9 protein-coding genes are annotated in these 15,070 nt (G+C 69.8%); 7 read left to right on the forward strand and 2 right to left on the reverse strand.

Going from position 1 to position 15,070, the window contains the following annotated elements:
• Positions 1-59: 59 nt before the first annotated feature.
• The gene (locus AB8735_RS28485; RefSeq protein WP_372410239.1) at positions 60-3,977 is read right to left on the reverse strand and encodes a GH92 family glycosyl hydrolase; all 3,918 of its coding nucleotides are present in this window, start codon (positions 3,975-3,977) and stop codon (positions 60-62) included.
• Positions 3,978-4,431: 454 nt separating this feature from the next.
• Here AB8735_RS28485 and ngcE point away from each other — a divergent pair, with 454 nt between their 5' ends.
• The 3 genes from ngcE to AB8735_RS28500 are packed head-to-tail and all read left to right on the forward strand — an operon-like array spanning position 4,432 to position 7,720.
• Positions 4,432-5,871, forward strand: coding sequence for an N-acetylglucosamine/diacetylchitobiose ABC transporter substrate-binding protein (gene ngcE, locus AB8735_RS28490; RefSeq protein WP_372410242.1), 1,440 nt, complete (start codon positions 4,432-4,434; stop codon positions 5,869-5,871).
• An 11-nt stretch (positions 5,872-5,882) separates the two neighbouring features.
• The gene (locus AB8735_RS28495) at positions 5,883-6,794 is read left to right on the forward strand and encodes a sugar ABC transporter permease (RefSeq protein WP_344025091.1); all 912 of its coding nucleotides are present in this window, start codon (positions 5,883-5,885) and stop codon (positions 6,792-6,794) included.
• The gene (locus tag AB8735_RS28500; RefSeq protein ID WP_344025090.1) at positions 6,794-7,720 is read left to right on the forward strand and encodes a carbohydrate ABC transporter permease; all 927 of its coding nucleotides are present in this window, start codon (positions 6,794-6,796) and stop codon (positions 7,718-7,720) included. The genes AB8735_RS28495 and AB8735_RS28500 overlap by 1 nt, the downstream gene beginning before the upstream one ends.
• Positions 7,721-8,188: 468 nt before the next feature.
• Here AB8735_RS28500 and AB8735_RS28505 read toward each other — a convergent pair whose 3' ends face one another.
• Entirely contained in the window at positions 8,189-9,439 is a 1,251-nt protein-coding gene (locus AB8735_RS28505; RefSeq protein WP_372411747.1) for an IS110 family transposase, read from the reverse strand.
• 561 nt (positions 9,440-10,000) lie between these two features.
• Here AB8735_RS28505 and AB8735_RS28510 point away from each other — a divergent pair.
• The 4 genes from AB8735_RS28510 to AB8735_RS28525 all read left to right on the forward strand — a co-directional run bounded on the left by AB8735_RS28510 (position 10,001) and on the right by AB8735_RS28525 (position 14,653).
• The gene (locus AB8735_RS28510; protein ID WP_344025417.1) at positions 10,001-11,206 is read left to right on the forward strand and encodes an ROK family transcriptional regulator; all 1,206 of its coding nucleotides are present in this window, start codon (positions 10,001-10,003) and stop codon (positions 11,204-11,206) included.
• A gap of 258 nt (positions 11,207-11,464) precedes the next feature.
• Positions 11,465-12,571: a sugar ABC transporter substrate-binding protein gene (locus AB8735_RS28515; protein WP_372410246.1), complete on the forward strand. Its 1,107-nt coding sequence runs from the start codon at positions 11,465-11,467 to the stop codon at positions 12,569-12,571.
• Positions 12,572-12,587: 16 nt separating this feature from the next.
• On the forward strand, positions 12,588-13,376 hold the full coding sequence (locus AB8735_RS28520) for an ATP-binding cassette domain-containing protein (RefSeq protein WP_372410249.1): 789 nt from the start codon (positions 12,588-12,590) through the stop codon (positions 13,374-13,376).
• Positions 13,373-14,653 (forward strand): sugar ABC transporter permease, encoded by a 1,281-nt coding sequence (locus AB8735_RS28525; RefSeq protein ID WP_372410252.1) that lies wholly within the window; start codon positions 13,373-13,375, stop codon positions 14,651-14,653. The genes AB8735_RS28520 and AB8735_RS28525 overlap by 4 nt, the downstream gene beginning before the upstream one ends.
• Positions 14,654-15,070 lie beyond the last annotated feature (417 nt).

A 15,070-nucleotide genomic window follows, 5' to 3' on the forward strand; every position in this document is an offset into this window, starting at 1 on the left:
CTCGCGACGAAGGTTGTCACGAAGGGCACCACAGGTTCATCACGATTTTTACACAACTCTCAGGATGCAAACTCCCCTTGTGGCGCACCCAACAGCTCGATCTCGGCCAGAGTCGCCTCGCCACCGATGACTTTCAGCCGGTAGTGGCGGTAGGTCACGGCAGAGCGCAGGGAGAACACCCGTGTCTGCCGGTCCCAGGTGAAGGACTCTCCCGAACGGCGATCGGTTGCGGTCCACTCCCGTCCGTCGTCCGATCCCTCCAGGACCCAGCCGCGCGGCGCCCGGGTCCGGTCGGAGGAGGTCAGGGTGTACGAGGCGACGCGCGCGCCGGGGGTCACCTCCAGGGGGGCCGTGGTGAACGCGGCGTCCGTGCGGGAGGTGTTGTCGGTGAGGGCGGAGCCGTCGGGGACGGTGACGTCGGAGGCCGGGGCCGGGATTCCGTCGCCATGGGTGATCGACGTCGGTCCGGCGTCCTTGCCGGTGGCCCAGGACGAGGGCTCGGGACCCATGGCGAACTCCAGCGTCGCGCCGTCCGCCAGCACGGAGTGCGGCAGGGCGGTGGAGTCCCAGGCCTTGCCGTTGACCCGCAGTCCTTGCACATAGATGTTGCGGGCGCTGTTGCGCGGGGCCTTGACCACCAGGTCACGGCCGTTCTCCAGGTGCACGGTGGCCTTGGTGAACAGCGGTGAGCCGATCGCGTACTCGCCCTGGCCCATCACCAGCGGGTGGAAGCCCAGCGCGCCGAAGACGTACCAGGCGGACATCTCGCCGTTGTCCTCGTCGCCCGGGTAGCCCTGGCCGATCTCGCTGCCGAGGTAGAGCCGGGACAGTACCTCGCGGACCTTCTCCTGGGTCTTCCACGGCTGTCCGGCCGCGTCGTAGAGGTAGGCGATGTGGTGCGAGGGCTGGTTGCTGTGGCCGTACATGCCCATGCGGACGTCCCGCGCCTCGGTCATCTCGTGGATGACGCCGCCGTAGGAGCCGGCGAACTCCGGGTCCCCGGTCTCCTGGGCGGCGAAGTACGCGTCCAGCTTGCGGGCCAGCCCGGAGGGGCCGCCGTAGAGGTTGGCGAGCCCGCGGGTGTCCTGGGGCGCGGTGAAGGCGAAGTTCCAGCCGTTGGTCTCGGTGTAGTCGTAGCCCCAGACGCGAGGATCGTAGGCGTCGGGCGACCGCCGCCAGGAGCCGTCCTCGTTCTTGCCCTGGAAGAAGCCGATGCGGCGGTCGAAGAGGCGGATGTAGTTGCGGGCCCGGTTCAGGAAGTACTCCGACTCCTCGCGGTAGCGCTCCTTGTGCGTCTTCTCGTACAACGACCGCCCCATCCGCGCCAGGCCGAAGTCGTTGAGGTAGCCGTCCAGCGCCCAGGACATGCCCTCGTGGGTGCGCGTGCTCGTCCAGCCGAGGAAGACGGAAGTGTCCATGCCCTTGCGGCCGGTGCCCGGGTCGGTCGGGGCGACGGTCGCGTTCTTGAGCGCGGCTTCGTAGGCGGCCTCGGCGTCGAAGCGGACGCCCTTCATATACGCGTCGGCGAAGGCGATGTCGGAACTGGTGCCGGTCATCAGGTCGGCGTAGCCGGGGGAGGACCAGCGCGAGACCCAGCCGCCGTCCTTGTACTGCTGGACGAAGCCGTCCACGAGCTTCCCCGCCTGCCGGGGGGCGAGCAGGGAGTAGGCGGGCCAGGTGGTGCGATAGGTGTCCCAGAAGCCGTTGTTGACGTACACCTCGCCGTCCACGATCCGCGCGCCGGTGCGGGTCGGGGTGGTGTCGCCGGTGGGCGGGGAGAAGGGGCTGGCGTAGCGGGGGCGGGGCCGGTCCTTGGTGCCGGTGTTCTCGAAGCCGGAGTTGGGATAGAGGAAGAGCCGGTAGAGGCCGGAGTAGAGCGTGGTGAGCTGGTCCTTGGTGGCGCCCTCGACCTCGACGCGGCGCAGCAGCGCGTCCCAGGCGTCCCGGGCCCGGTCGTGGACGCGGGAGTAGGAGGTGCCGGCCGGGATCTCCTGCTCCAGGTTGGCCTTCGCCTGGTCGGTCCCGATGAGGGAGGTGGCGATCCGCAGGGTGACGGTGCGGTCCTTGCCGGGCCTGAAGCGCAGATAGCCGGTGACGTCGCTGCTCTTCGCCGAGGGGCCGCCGCGGCGGAGCGCGCCGCCGCCGGAGACGGGCGCGTCGAAGACCCCGTACACGAAGAGCCGGCCGGCGCCCGCGGACAGACCGCTCTTCACGTCGGACCAGCCGGTGAACGTTCCGCGCGCGGTGTCGATCCGCAGGCCGCCGTGGTTGTTGACGTTGTCAAGGATCACGCTGGCGTTTTCACCGGGAAAGGTGAATCGCATCATCGCGGCGTGGTCGGTGGGCACGATGTCGGCCCGCAGCCCGTTGTCGAAGGTGACGCCGTAGTGGTGCGGCGCGGCGGTCTCGCGCGCGTGGTGGAAGGGGAGGGCGCGGGCCGTGCGGGAGGCGTCGGGGGTGCCCGGGGCGACCGAGGGCATCACCTGGAAGGTCTGCCGGTCGCCCATCCAGGGGCTCGGCTCGTGGCTCGCGGAGAAGGCCTGGAGGGTGGGGAGGTTGTCCGCGTTGTTGGCGGCGGCGTACTGGTAGAGCCAGGAGGTGGCGCCCGCGTCGGTCACCGGGGTCCAGAAGTTGAAGCCGTGGGGGACGGCGGTGGCGGGGAAGGTGTTGCCGCGCGAGAAGGTCGCGCTGGAGAGCGTGCCGCGGGTGGTCAGGACGCGGTCGGCCGGGTGGGCGGGGGAGTGCTCCTCGGGGGCGGGGGCCAGGGAGACGTCGTCGATCCAGCCGCGGAAGGGCGCGGGCCCGGAGGGTGCGTCGTAGGCGACGAGGACGCGCGCCACGGTCTTGCCCGCGGCGACGGCGCCGACCGACGCCTCCTTGTTGTTCCACTGGTTGACGTAGAGCGTCTTGGAGTCCGCCTGGCCCCGGGGGGTGAGCGGCGCCCCGTGCTGGTCGCGCGCGCCCAGGTCGCTGAGGTAGGTGCCGTCGGTGAAGGCGAGGTCGAGGGAGACGTGGGTGGCGGGGTAGCGCGGATCGCGCTGGGGCATGGCGGGGAAGATCTTGTACGCCAGCACGGTCCGGGGGGTGACCCGGACGTCGACGGCGAAGACCTTGTTGTACGCGTAGGCACGGCCGCGGCTGTCGTGGGTGCCCCCGTAGCGCAGCGCGTGCGTTCCGGTGAAGCCCGCGCGGGCCTTGGCGGTGGGGGAGCCGGACGGCCCGGCGTCGGTGTAGGTGCGCATGCCCCGCGGCGGGGGCGGGGAGGCGTCCGCCGTGGCGAACTGCACCTCGGCGAGCTGGGTGGCGGCGTCGCCGCCGTTGCGCGTTATGTCGAGCCGGAAGTGCCGGTAGGCGGTGCGGCCCTCCAGGGTGAACTGCCGTGTCTGGAAGCGCTTTTCGAAGGTCTCGTCCTCCCGGGTGTCGAGGACGGTCCAGTGCTGCCCGTCGGCCGAGCCCTTGAGCGTCCACGAGCGGGGGTCGCGGGCGGGGGCGTCGTTCGCGGAGGTCAGCGCGTAGCGCACGGCCGTGACCGGCTCCGCGAGCGTGAACTCCACCCAGGGCGTGCGCTGGAAGGTCAGCCACTTGGTGGTGTTCTCGCCGTCGGCGAGATTCTCCTTCACCTCTCCGTCGGCGGTGTTCTCGCCGCTGGCGCGCACCGCGGTCACCTTGTCCGTGACGTTGCCGGGGATGCCCTGGCCCTCCCCGCCGCCGACGCCGGAGGAGCGCGGGGTGCCGTCCTTGCCGGTCTCGGCCGTGTTGCGCCAGCCGGGTTGCGGGTCGCCCGGCTCGAAGGAGGACGCGAAGCGCTCCTGCGCCCGCTGTTCCCGTGCCCCCTGCGCCTGCTCCGCGGCCCGCCCTCCCGGGGCCGCGAGGGCCGCGCCGGGGCCGAACTGAGGGATCGTCACCAGAAGGGCGGCGGCCAGGAGGGCCACGGGGCGGCCGAGGGCCCGCCGGCGACGTCTGAGTCCCTGTCTCATCCCTTGCCTCTCAGAAGGCTTCCGGAAGGCTCCGGAAGACGTCCGGATGGGTGGCCTGGGTGGCCTCCGGAAGGCTGACAACGTTGTCGCCCGGGTAGCGCTCTGTTAAGTAGGGCGTGAGGCACCAGTGGTGTCAAGGCTTCAGGGGGGTTTCCGGGGGTGGTGTCGCCGGATGTCGAAGAGGTCTCAACTCGGGAAAGACTGACGGCCAATGCCGCTTCCGATCTTGCCCAGTTGGTGCGAAGTGGACTATACCTGTCGGCGTCCGGGGCGACCCCGCGTCGCCGTGGCGGACCGGGGGAGTACGCCGACGGCGCGCCCTGGCACTTCTCCGGCGCACACCCAGCACGCCCAGCACTTCAACTGACCCGCGGTGTCGGGCCCTTTCGTCGAGCCGACTGCACAGGGGAGACCGCCACACCGCCTGAGTCCTGGAGAAGGCGAGGACTTGAGCATGGGATCCACCTCGGAATTCAGCCGGCGCGACCTGATCAAACGGGCCGCCGCGGCCGGCCTGCTCGCGGTGCCGGCGATGGGCGTGCTGAGCGCCTGCGCCACGGGCGACGACGGCGACGACAAGACCGCCGACACGGGCAAGGGCAACAAGCCCGGCGAACTCAAACCGCTGAACGTCAACGGCTCCACACCGCTCGACGTCGTCATCTTCGACGGCGGCTTCGGCCAGCAGTACGCCAAGGACGCCGAGGCCGAGTACAAAAAGGCGTACCCGAAGGCCGACATCAAGCACACCGGCACCCAGGACATCGCCCCCCAGATCCAGCCGCGCTTCAACGGCGGCACCCCGCCGGACATCATCGACAACTCCGGTGCCAAACAGATGGACTTGGGAACCCTCGTCGGCCTCAAGCAGCTCACCGACCTCAACGCCCTGCTGGACGCACCCTCCTTGGACGACCCCAAGAAGAAGGTCCGCGACACCCTGCGGCCCGGTGTCGTCGACATGGGCAAGTTCGACGGCGAGGAGGTCTGGGTCCTCTACTACGCCTACACCGTCTACGGCGTGTGGTACTCGCGCACGAACCTGGCGAAGCTCGACGCCCAGTACCCCGAGACCTGGGACGAGATGCTCAAGGTCTGCGAGAAGGCGAAGAAGAAGGGCATCGCCGGCTGGACGTACGCGGGCCAGCACCCGTACTACCTGCCGTTCAGCCTCTACCCGTTCATCGCCAAGATCGGCGGCGTGGAGGTGATGGACCGGATCGACAACCTGGAGCCCGACGCCTGGAAGCACCCGGCCGTCAAGGCCGCCTTCGAGGCGTACTACGAGCTCTACCGCAAGGGCTACATCCTCCAGGGCACCCCGGGCCTCGACCACATCCAGTCCCAGACGGCCTGGAACGAGGGCAAGGCGCTGTTCATCCCCAACGGCTCCTGGGTGGAGAACGAGGCGAAGCGCATGACGCCCCCCGACTTCAAGATGGCCGTCGGCGCCCCGTCCAGCCTCGACAGGAACGACAAGCTGCCGTTCGGCACCCTCTGGGCGTCCGGCGGCGAGCCGTTCATCGTCCCCAGGAGCGCCAAGAACCCGCAGGGCGGCATGGAGTTGCTGCGCATCATGCTGGGCAGGAAGTCCACCCAGAACTTCATCAAGGCCGTCTCCTCGCTCAGCTCCCTCAACGGCGGCACCGAGGGCCTGACCCTGCCGCCCGGCCTCGCCTCCTCCCAGGAGGCGCTCACCAAGGCCGGGAAGAACGTCGTCAACCCCCGGCTCCAGGACTGGTACGTGACCCTCCAGAAGGAGAAGATCGGCAAGGCCGCGCTGGGCGAGATGATGGCCGGCCGGCTCACCCCGGACGAAGCCATCAAGAAGATCCAGAAGTTCACCGACGAGACCCGCAACGACGACTCCGTCAAGAAGTACCGGCACAAGTGAGGAACCGGTAAATGCAGCACGGCAAGTACCGGTTCATCGCCGGATTCCTGCTGATCCCGCTGGCGGTGTACGGGGTCTTCGTCATCTCGCCGTTCGTCCAGGCCATCTACTACTCGTTCACCAACTGGACCGGCCTGAGCTCGAAGTTCAGGATGACCGGGCTCAAGAACTACCAACGCCTGTGGGACGACGAGCTGTTCTGGAAGGCGCTGGGTCACAACCTCCTGCTCCTCCTGCTGCTGCCGCTGCTGACGCTGGGACTCGGGCTGTTCTTCGCGTTCATGCTCAACGTCGGCGGGCGGCGCCGGAGGAACGCCGCGGTGGCGGGGGTGCGGGGCTCGGCCGTCTACAAGATCGTGTACTTCTTCCCCCAGGTCCTGTCCATCGCGATCGTCGCCCTGCTGTTCAAGTTCGCCTACAACCCCAACAGCGGTGCGCTGAACGCCTTCTTCGACGCCGTCGGCCTGTCCTGGCGGCCCGACTGGCTGGGCGATCCGGACCTCGCGCTGTGGTGCGTCATGGCGGTGATGGTCTGGAGCAACGTCGGCTTCTACGTCGTGCTGTTCTCCGCCGGCATGAGCTCGATCCCGAGGGACTTCTACGAGGCCGCCCTGCTCGACGGGGCCAACCGCTTCCAGACCTTCTTCCGCATCACCCTGCCGCTGCTGTGGGACACGGTCCAGACCGGCTGGGTCTACATGGGGATTATGGCGCTCGACGGCTTCGCGGTCGTCCAGATCATGATGGACGGGCCGGGCCCCGACTACTCCACCGAACTGCTGACCTACTACCTCTACACCAAGGCGTTCAACGACGGACAGGCCGGATACGCGACCGCCCTCGGCGTCGCGCTGCTGATCGTCACCCTGCTCTTCGCCGGCGTCGTGATGAAGCTGGGCCGCCGCGAGCGGCTGGAGTTCTGATGGCCGCGAGCTCCGAGGGCCGCGCTCCTTCCCGTCCGTCCGCACCATCACCCGGGGGTGGCACCGTGACCGCGCAAGCCGAGCAGCCGAAGAAGACCGAGGGCGGCGTCCTCAACGTCTTCTCCCACGGCATCCTCGCGATCTGGGGGCTGATGGTCACCCTGCCGCTGCTCTGGGCGGTGATGAGCGCCTTCAAGACGGACAAGGAGATCTTCACCTCGCCCTGGGCGCTGCCCAAGGCCCTGCACGTGGACGCCTGGGGCCGCGCCTGGTCCGAGGCGCACATGAGCCAGTACTTCCTCAACTCGGTCCTGCTGGTGGCGGGTTCGCTGACCGGGACGATGCTGCTGGGGTCGATGGCCGCCTATGTGCTGGCCCGCTTCGACTTCCCCGGCAACCGCTTCGTCTACTTCCTGTTCGTCGGCGGGATGAGCTTCCCGATCATCCTGGCGCTGGTGCCGCTGTTCTTCGTGATGAAGAACATGCACCTGCTGAACACCTATCCCGGGCTGATCCTGGTCTACATCGCCTACTCGCTGCCGTTCACCGTCTTCTTCATGACCGGCTTCTTCAAGACACTGCCCAGTTCGGTCGCCGAGGCGGCGCTGATCGACGGGGCGTCGCACACCCGGACCTTCTTCCAGGTGATGCTCCCCATGGCCAAGCCCGGGCTGATCAGCGTCGGGATCTTCAACTTCCTCGGCCAGTGGAACCAGTACCTGCTGCCCGCGGTGCTCAACATCGGCGACGAGGACAAGAAACTGCTGCCCCAGGGCCTGGTGGCGCTCGCGGCCAGCCAGCGGTACAAGGGGGACTGGTCGGGGTTGTTCGCGGGGCTGGTGATGGCGATGTTGCCGGTGTTGGCGGCGTATGTCGTTTTTCAGCGGCAGGTGCAGGCGGGGTTGACGGCGGGGGCGTTGAAGTAGGCGGCGGGGGCTTTTACTCTCCCCGCCCCGCCCTAATCCGTTTTCGCAGGGGCTGCGCCCCTGCGGATCCCCGCGCGCTGCCGCGCGCGGGGATCCGCGCTTCGCGCGGGTGGGCGGGGCTTCGCCCCTGCGCCCCACCGGGGGCTGCGCCCCCTGGCCCCCCGAGGCGCCCTGTGGGCGCTGTCCTCAGGTGCCGGATGGGTTGGGTGTGTGCCCCTGTCCCGCCCTTTCACCGTTTCTTCCGGGGAGACCCCGGGCCCCGTCCGCCCTTCGGGCGCTGTCCTCAAACGCCGGACGGGCTGAAGTGCCCGCCCGGGCCGAAGTGCGCGCCCAGGCTGAAGTGTGCGCCCGGGCTTTGGATTCCGGCCCGGGCGCGCACTTCAGCCTGTCCGGCGTTTGAGGACGAGCGGCGGAGCCGCGACAACGGGGTCCGGGGCGGAGCCCGAAAAGGTGCCCCTATGGTTTTCGTCAAGCGGCGATGGCGGTAGGGGGCGCGTAGAAGGTGCCGTCGCGGAGCATGGCGAAGAGCACGTCGATGCGCCGCCGGGCGAGGCAGACGAGGGCGGCGACGTGGTGCTTTCCCTGCCGTCGCTTCTTGTCGTAGTAGGTGCGTGATTCGGGCTGGGACAGCGATGCGAACGCAGCGAGGTAGAAGGCTCGTTTGAGCTGTTTGTTGCCTCGTCGGGAGGGATGCTCGCCGCGTATGGAGGAGCCGGAGCTCCTGGTCACGGGTGCCAGTCCGGCGTAGGCGGCCAGGTGGCCGGCCGTGGGGAAAGCGCTGGCGTCGCCGACGTCGATGAGGATGCGGGCTCCGGTCCTGACCCCGATGCCGGGCATGGAGGTCAGGACCGGGGAAAGAGGGTGGGCCTCCAGCAGTTCCTCGATGCGGGCGGCGAGGAGTTTGCGCTGGTCGAGCACGGAGGTGAGTGAGCCGGCGAGGCTGGGGACGATCAGCGAGGCTGCGTCGGTGCCGGGCACGACGACGCTCTGCTCGTCGAGGGCGTCGAAGACGTCCTCGACCAGGCGCTCGGCCAGCCGCGGGGCCTTGGGTCTGAGCAGGGTCACCAGTCGGCGTCGCCCGGCTTTCCTCAACTGGGCCGGGGATCCGTGACGTTCGAGGAGTGTCAGGACGGCGGGATGATCCAGCCTGGGACCGAGGACCCGCTCCAACGACGGGTGGATCTGGGTGAGCAGGCCACGCAGACGGTTCTTGATCCGCGTGGACTCGGTAGCCAGGTCGTCGTCGAAGCCGACGATCATCTCCAGCTCGGCAATGGTCTCGTCGGACGGCGCCAGGTTTCGCAGCGTGTGCGGCATCGTCCGCGCGGCATCGGCGATGATCGCCGCGTCCCGGGCATCGGTCTTGGCCTCACCGGCGTACAGATCGGCGATCCGTCGCATCGTCAGGCCGGGCAAGTAGGCGACGCTGCAGCCCATGTCACGGGCCACCGCCAGCGGCAGAGCTCCGATCGAAGCCGGCTGGTCGACCACCACCAGCACAGTGCCGTGCTTGGCCTGGAGCTTGGCGAACACCTCACGCAGTTTCGGCTCGGTGTTGGGCAGCCGCTTGTCGAAGACCCGCTTGCCCACCGGAGTCAGGGCGGTGGCATGGTGCTCGCCCTTGCCCACGTCCAGGCCCAGGTAGACGTCGATGTCACCCGTGTCGATCACGTGCACTCTCCACAGCGGTCGCGCCCTCCCCGGCCTCACCTGCGGCATCAGCGTGCCGGCATCCACGTTACGAAGAGACTGCCTCACCCGGAACAGGATCGGCGCTCGTGCCCCTAATCAGCGGTCTGCCAATGCCTCCGGTACCCGGTGACACCACCTTTTCGATCATGATCGACAGGGGCTGCAAGTCATGCCGGGACCAGAGGCCGGGAACCCCGTTGCGGGGCCACGAAAAAGGTAACGGGGCCAGGGGCGAAGCCCCGGAAGCAGGGGCGCAGGGGGCGCAGCCCCCGCCGGGGCGCAGGGGCGGAGCCCCGCCCACCGCGGCGAAGCCGCGGTGCCGGGCCCCGGGGCGGAGCCCCCGGAAGAAACGGTGAAAGGGCGGGACAGGGGCAAACACCCAGCCCGCCCGACCCCCGAGGCCGAACACGACGCGCAGCCCCGTCACAGCGCCACCCGACCCGCCCCCCCGGGAGAACGGCGAAGACGCGGCCCCGGGGCGGAATCCACCCCTTGACGCCCCCGCACGCTCCCGCTGAGCTTAGAGTTCATATGTTGTACGGACACCACGTGCCCGCAAAGAAGCAGGCGAGGTAGGAGCGAATGAGCGTGGAGACTCCGGGGTCGCAGTCCTCGCTGCACCGGGCCAACCTGGAGAGGGTCGTGCGCGCGGTGCGCAGGGCAGGGGCCCTCACCCAAGCCGAGATCGCCCGCGCCACGGGTCTCTCCGCGGCCACCGTCTCCAACATCGTCCGGGAGCTGAAGGACGGCGGCACGGTCGAGGTGACCCCCACCTCCTCCGGCGGCCGCCGGGCCCGCAGCGTCTCCCTGTCCGGCGACGCCGGCATCGTGGTCGGGGTGGACTTCGGCCATACGCACCTGCGCGTCGCCATCGGCAACCTGGCCCACCGGGTCCTGGCCGAGGAGGCCGAGCCGCTGGATGTGGACGCCTCCGCGGCCCAGGGCCTCGAACGGGCGGAGCACCTGGTCAAGTCGCTGATCGCACACGAGGGCATCGACGCGCGCAAGATCGTCGGGGTGGGCCTGGGCGTGCCCGGCCCCATCGACGTCGAGTCGGGGCTGCTCGGCTCCACGGCGATCCTCCCGGGCTGGGCCGGCACCAACCCGCGCGACGAGCTCGCCGCCCGCCTCGACGTACCGGTGCACGTCGACAACGACGCCAACCTCGGCGCGCTCGGCGAGCTGGTCTGGGGCGCCGGGCGGGGGGCCACCGACCTGGCGTACATCAAGGTCGCCAGCGGCGTCGGCGCCGGCCTGGTGATCAACGGGCAGATCTACCGGGGGCCGGGCGGCACCGCCGGGGAGATCGGCCACATCACCCTGGACGAGTCCGGGCCCGTCTGCCGCTGCGGCAACCGCGGCTGCCTGGAGACCTTCACGGCCCACCGCTATGTCCTGCCCCTGCTGCACTCGGCGCACGGCCCGGACCTGACCGCGCCGCGCATGGTCCGGCTCGCCCGCGACGGCGACGTCGGCTGCCGGCGGGTGATCGCGGACGTCGGCCGGCACATCGGCACCGGCGTCGCCAGCCTCTGCAACCTCCTCAACCCCAGCCGGGTGGTGCTCGGCGGCGACCTCGCCGAGGCCGGGGAGCTCGTCCTCGGGCCGATCCGCGAGTCCGTCGGGCGGTACGCGATCCCCAGCGCCGCACGGCAGTTGGAGGTCGTGCCCGGGGCGCTGGGCGGGCGGGCCGAGGTGCTCGGCGCCCTGGCGCTCGTCCTCAGCGAGATGGGTGACTCCACCCTGCTCGACGGAACGGTGACCGGGGACGGGGACACGCCCGGGGCCGGCTGACGTCCGTACGCCCGCCCGAAGCGCATCAGTTGAGTTCACACAGGTAACGCATGGCATCGTTGCCATCTCGTTAAGGGTTTACTTCTTGACGCTCCTTGACCGGCCGAGTTGACTTCCGGTCACCTCGGCCGCAACGGCGCGGCCATGTCAGGGAGGTACCGTTTCGTGCTGCATCTTCCCGGGGGACAACCCCCGAACCCCCGGCCGGAACCGCAGGCCCGCAAGGCACGCCGGACCGGCAACGCGAGGCAGATCTCGGTGAACACGCATCTGCGCCGCGCCGCGGTGGTCGTGGCGGCCGTCTCGACGGCCGTAGGGCTCGCCGCTTGCGGCAAGGCCAAGGAGGCCGGCGGCGGTGACCACAGGAAGGACGCCAAGGGCGCGCTGACGATCGGGCTGCTCCTGCCCGAGAACCAGACCGCCCGCTACGAGCGCTTCGACAAGCCGCTGATCGAGAAGAAGATCAAGGAACTGGCGGGCACCAGCGCCACCGTTCTCTACGAGAACGCCAAACAGGACGCCTCGCTCCAGCAGCAGCAGGTCGACACGATGATCACGAAGAGGGTCGACGTGCTGATCGTCGACGCCGTGGACGCCAAGTCGATAGCGAGCTCGGTCAAGAAGGCCGACGACAAGGGCATTCCCGTCGTCGCCTACGACCGCCTGGCCGAGGGCCCGGTGAAGGCGTACACCTCGGTCGACAACGAACGCGTGGGCAAGATCCAGGGCGAGTCCCTGCTCAAGGAGCTGGGCGACAACGCCGGCAAGGGCGAGATCGTCATGATGAACGGCTCGGTCACCGACCCCAACGCCAAGATGTACAAGGACGGCGCCCACTCCGTCCTCGACGGCAAGGTGAAGATCGGCAAGGAGTACGACACCAAGGAGTGGAAGCCGGAGAACGCCAACGAGAACATGAAGGGCGCCATCTCCTCGCTGGGCAAGGACCACATCGTCGGGGTCTACTCCGCCAACGACGGCATGGCGGGCGGCATCATCACCGCCCTCAAGAGCGCCGGCTTCGACAGGCTTCCGCCCGTCACCGGACAGGACGCCGAACTCTCCGCCGTCCAACGGATCCTGGCGGGCGAGCAGTTCATGAGCGTCTACAAGCCCTACCAGCCCGAGGCCGACGCCGTCGCCACCCTGGCGGTGAACCTCGCACAGGGCAAGAAGCTCGACAACGTTGCCAAGGCGACGGTCGACAGCGGCACCCAGAAGAAGATCCCCTCGATCATCGTCGACCCCTTCGCCCTGACCAAGGCCGACATCGCCAAGTACGTCGGCAAACCGGGCTTCTTCACCCTCGACGAGATCTGCACCGCCAAGTACAAGGCGGAGTGCGACAAGGCCGGCCTCAAGTAGGCGCACGGCGAAGGAGTTGATCCACATGTCCGCTGCGCCCGTACTGGCGTTGCGCGGGATCTCCAAGCGGTTCGGTGCCGTGCAGGCGCTCACCGACGTGGACCTGGAGATCCGTTCCGGCGAGGTGGTCGCCCTGGTCGGCGACAACGGCGCCGGCAAGTCCACCCTCGTCAAGACCATCGCGGGCGTCGGCCCGGCGGACGACGGCGTCATCGAGTGGGAGGGCCGGCGCGTCACCATCGACCGCCCGCACACCGCCCAGGAACTCGGCATCGCGACCGTCTACCAGGACCTCGCGCTCTGCGACAACCTCGACGTCGTCGGCAACCTCTTCCTCGGCCGGGAGTCCTCCCGCTTCGGGGTGCTCGACGAGGTCGAGATGGAGCGGCGCGCCCGCGAACTGCTCGCCACCCTCTCCATCCGGATCCCCAGCGTGCGGATCCCGGTCGCCGCGCTCTCCGGCGGCCAGCGGCAGACCGTCGCCATCGCCCGCTCGCTGCTCGGCGAGCCCAAGGTCGTCATCCTCGACGAGCCCACCGCGGCGCTCGGCGTCGAACAGACCGCCCAGGTCCTCGACCTCGTCGAGCGGCTGCGCGAACGCGGCCTGGGCGTGATCCTGATCAGCCACAACATGGCCGACGTCAAGGCCGTCGCCGACCGGGTCGCCGTGCTGCGCCTCGGCCGCAACAACGGCGTCTTCGAGGTGCGCGCCACCACCCAGGAGGAGATCGTCTCCGCCATCACCGGCGCCACCGACAACGCCGTCACCCGCCGCAAGGCCCGCACCGCGGAGGACCGGACGTGACCACCGACCTGTCGAAGACCGCCCCCGACGACGGACAGCAGCCCGCGGCCGCCGCGGTCACGCCCGTCGACCCCCGGCTGCTGGTCCGCGAGGAGGGCTTCGCCGGCTACTGGAGCGAGTTCGCCCGCAAGCTGCGCAGCGGCGAGCTGGGCTCGCTGCCCGTCGTCGTCGGCCTGATCGTCATCTGCCTGGTCTTCCAGCTCCAGGACTCGGCGTTCCTCGGCGCGGAGAACCTCTCCAACCTCCTCGTCACCGCCGCGGGCACCGGGCTGATCGCCGTCGGCATCGTCTTCGTGCTGATCCTCGGCGAGATCGATCTCTCCGTCGGCTCGGTCAGCGGGCTGGCGGCCGCGGTCTTCGCCGTGCTCAACGTGAACCACGGCATGCCGGAATGGCTGGCCCTGCTCCTCGCCCTGCTCTCCGGCACCGTCGCCGGTGTGCTCCACGGCTTCTTCTTCGCCCGCATCGGCGTGCCCGCGTTCGTCGTCACGCTCGCCGGGCTGCTCGGCTGGAACGGCCTGATGCTCCAGGTGCTGGGCTCCAACGGCACCATCAACCTGGACGACTCCGGGCTGGTCGCCGCCCTGACCAACCACTACTTCGAGGACATCGCCTGGGCCAACGGGCTGGCGACCGCCGTCGTGGCCGGTTATTTCCTGGTCTCCTGGCGCGACGGCCGCCGCCGGGCGGCGGCCGGGGTGCCGGCCCGCCCGCTCACCGAAACGCTCCTGCGCACGGCGGCCCTGGCGGTGCCCGCCTACGCCGTGGCCTGGCTCTTCAACCAGTACAAGGGCCTCCCGCTGGCCGTGGTGATCTTCCTCGGCATTGTGGTCGCCCTGGACCTGGTGCTGCGCCGCACCGGGTACGGCCGCAGGGTCTTCGCCCTCGGCGGCAGCGTGGAGGCGGCCCGGCGCGCCGGCATCAATGTCGCGGCGGTCCGGATCTCCGTCTTCGCGCTCTCCGGGACGATGGCGGCGCTGGGCGGCATGTTCCTGGCCTCGCAGATCAACGCGGCGAACCAGTCGTCGGGCGCGGGCAGCCTGCTGATGAACGCGATCGCCGCGGCCGTGATCGGCGGCACGAGCCTCTTCGGGGGGCGCGGCAAGACATGGTCCGCGCTGCTGGGTGTACTGGTGATCCAGTCGATCGCGTCCGGGATGGCCCTGCTGGGCATCGCGTCGGCCGTGCAGTACATGATCACGGGGGCGGTGCTGCTGGCGGCGGTGGTGATCGACTCGGTGTCGCGGCGGACGCAGCGGACGGCGGGGCGGGCGTAGGGCGGGTTCCGTGTGTGGGGGGGCGGGGGAGGGGGGATTTTGCCCCTGTCCCGCCCTTTCACCGTTTCCTCCGGGGCTGCGCCCCGGGGCCCGCAACGCGGCTGCGCCGCGTTGACCGGGGGCTTCGCCCCCTGGACCCCTGACCGGGGCTGCGCCCCTGGCCCCCGAAGCGCCCTGCGGGCTCCCCCAGAGGGGGCACCCCCAGTCCTCAAACGCCGGACGGGCTGAAGTGCGCGCCCGGGCCTGATCTCGAGCGCGAGATTTCAGGCGCGGGCGCGCCATCCCAGCCCGTCCGGCGTTTGAGGACGAGCGGCGAAGCCGCGACAGACGGGGTCCGGGGCGGAGCCCCGAAGCAGGGTGCAGGGGGCGCAGCCCCCGCCTACCGCGCGGCAGCGCGGTACCGGGCCGGGGGGCGGA

The organism is Streptomyces luteireticuli, from assembly GCF_041519305.1.
In the GTDB taxonomy this organism is placed as follows: Bacteria; Actinomycetota; Actinomycetes; order Streptomycetales; family Streptomycetaceae; genus Streptomyces; species Streptomyces luteireticuli.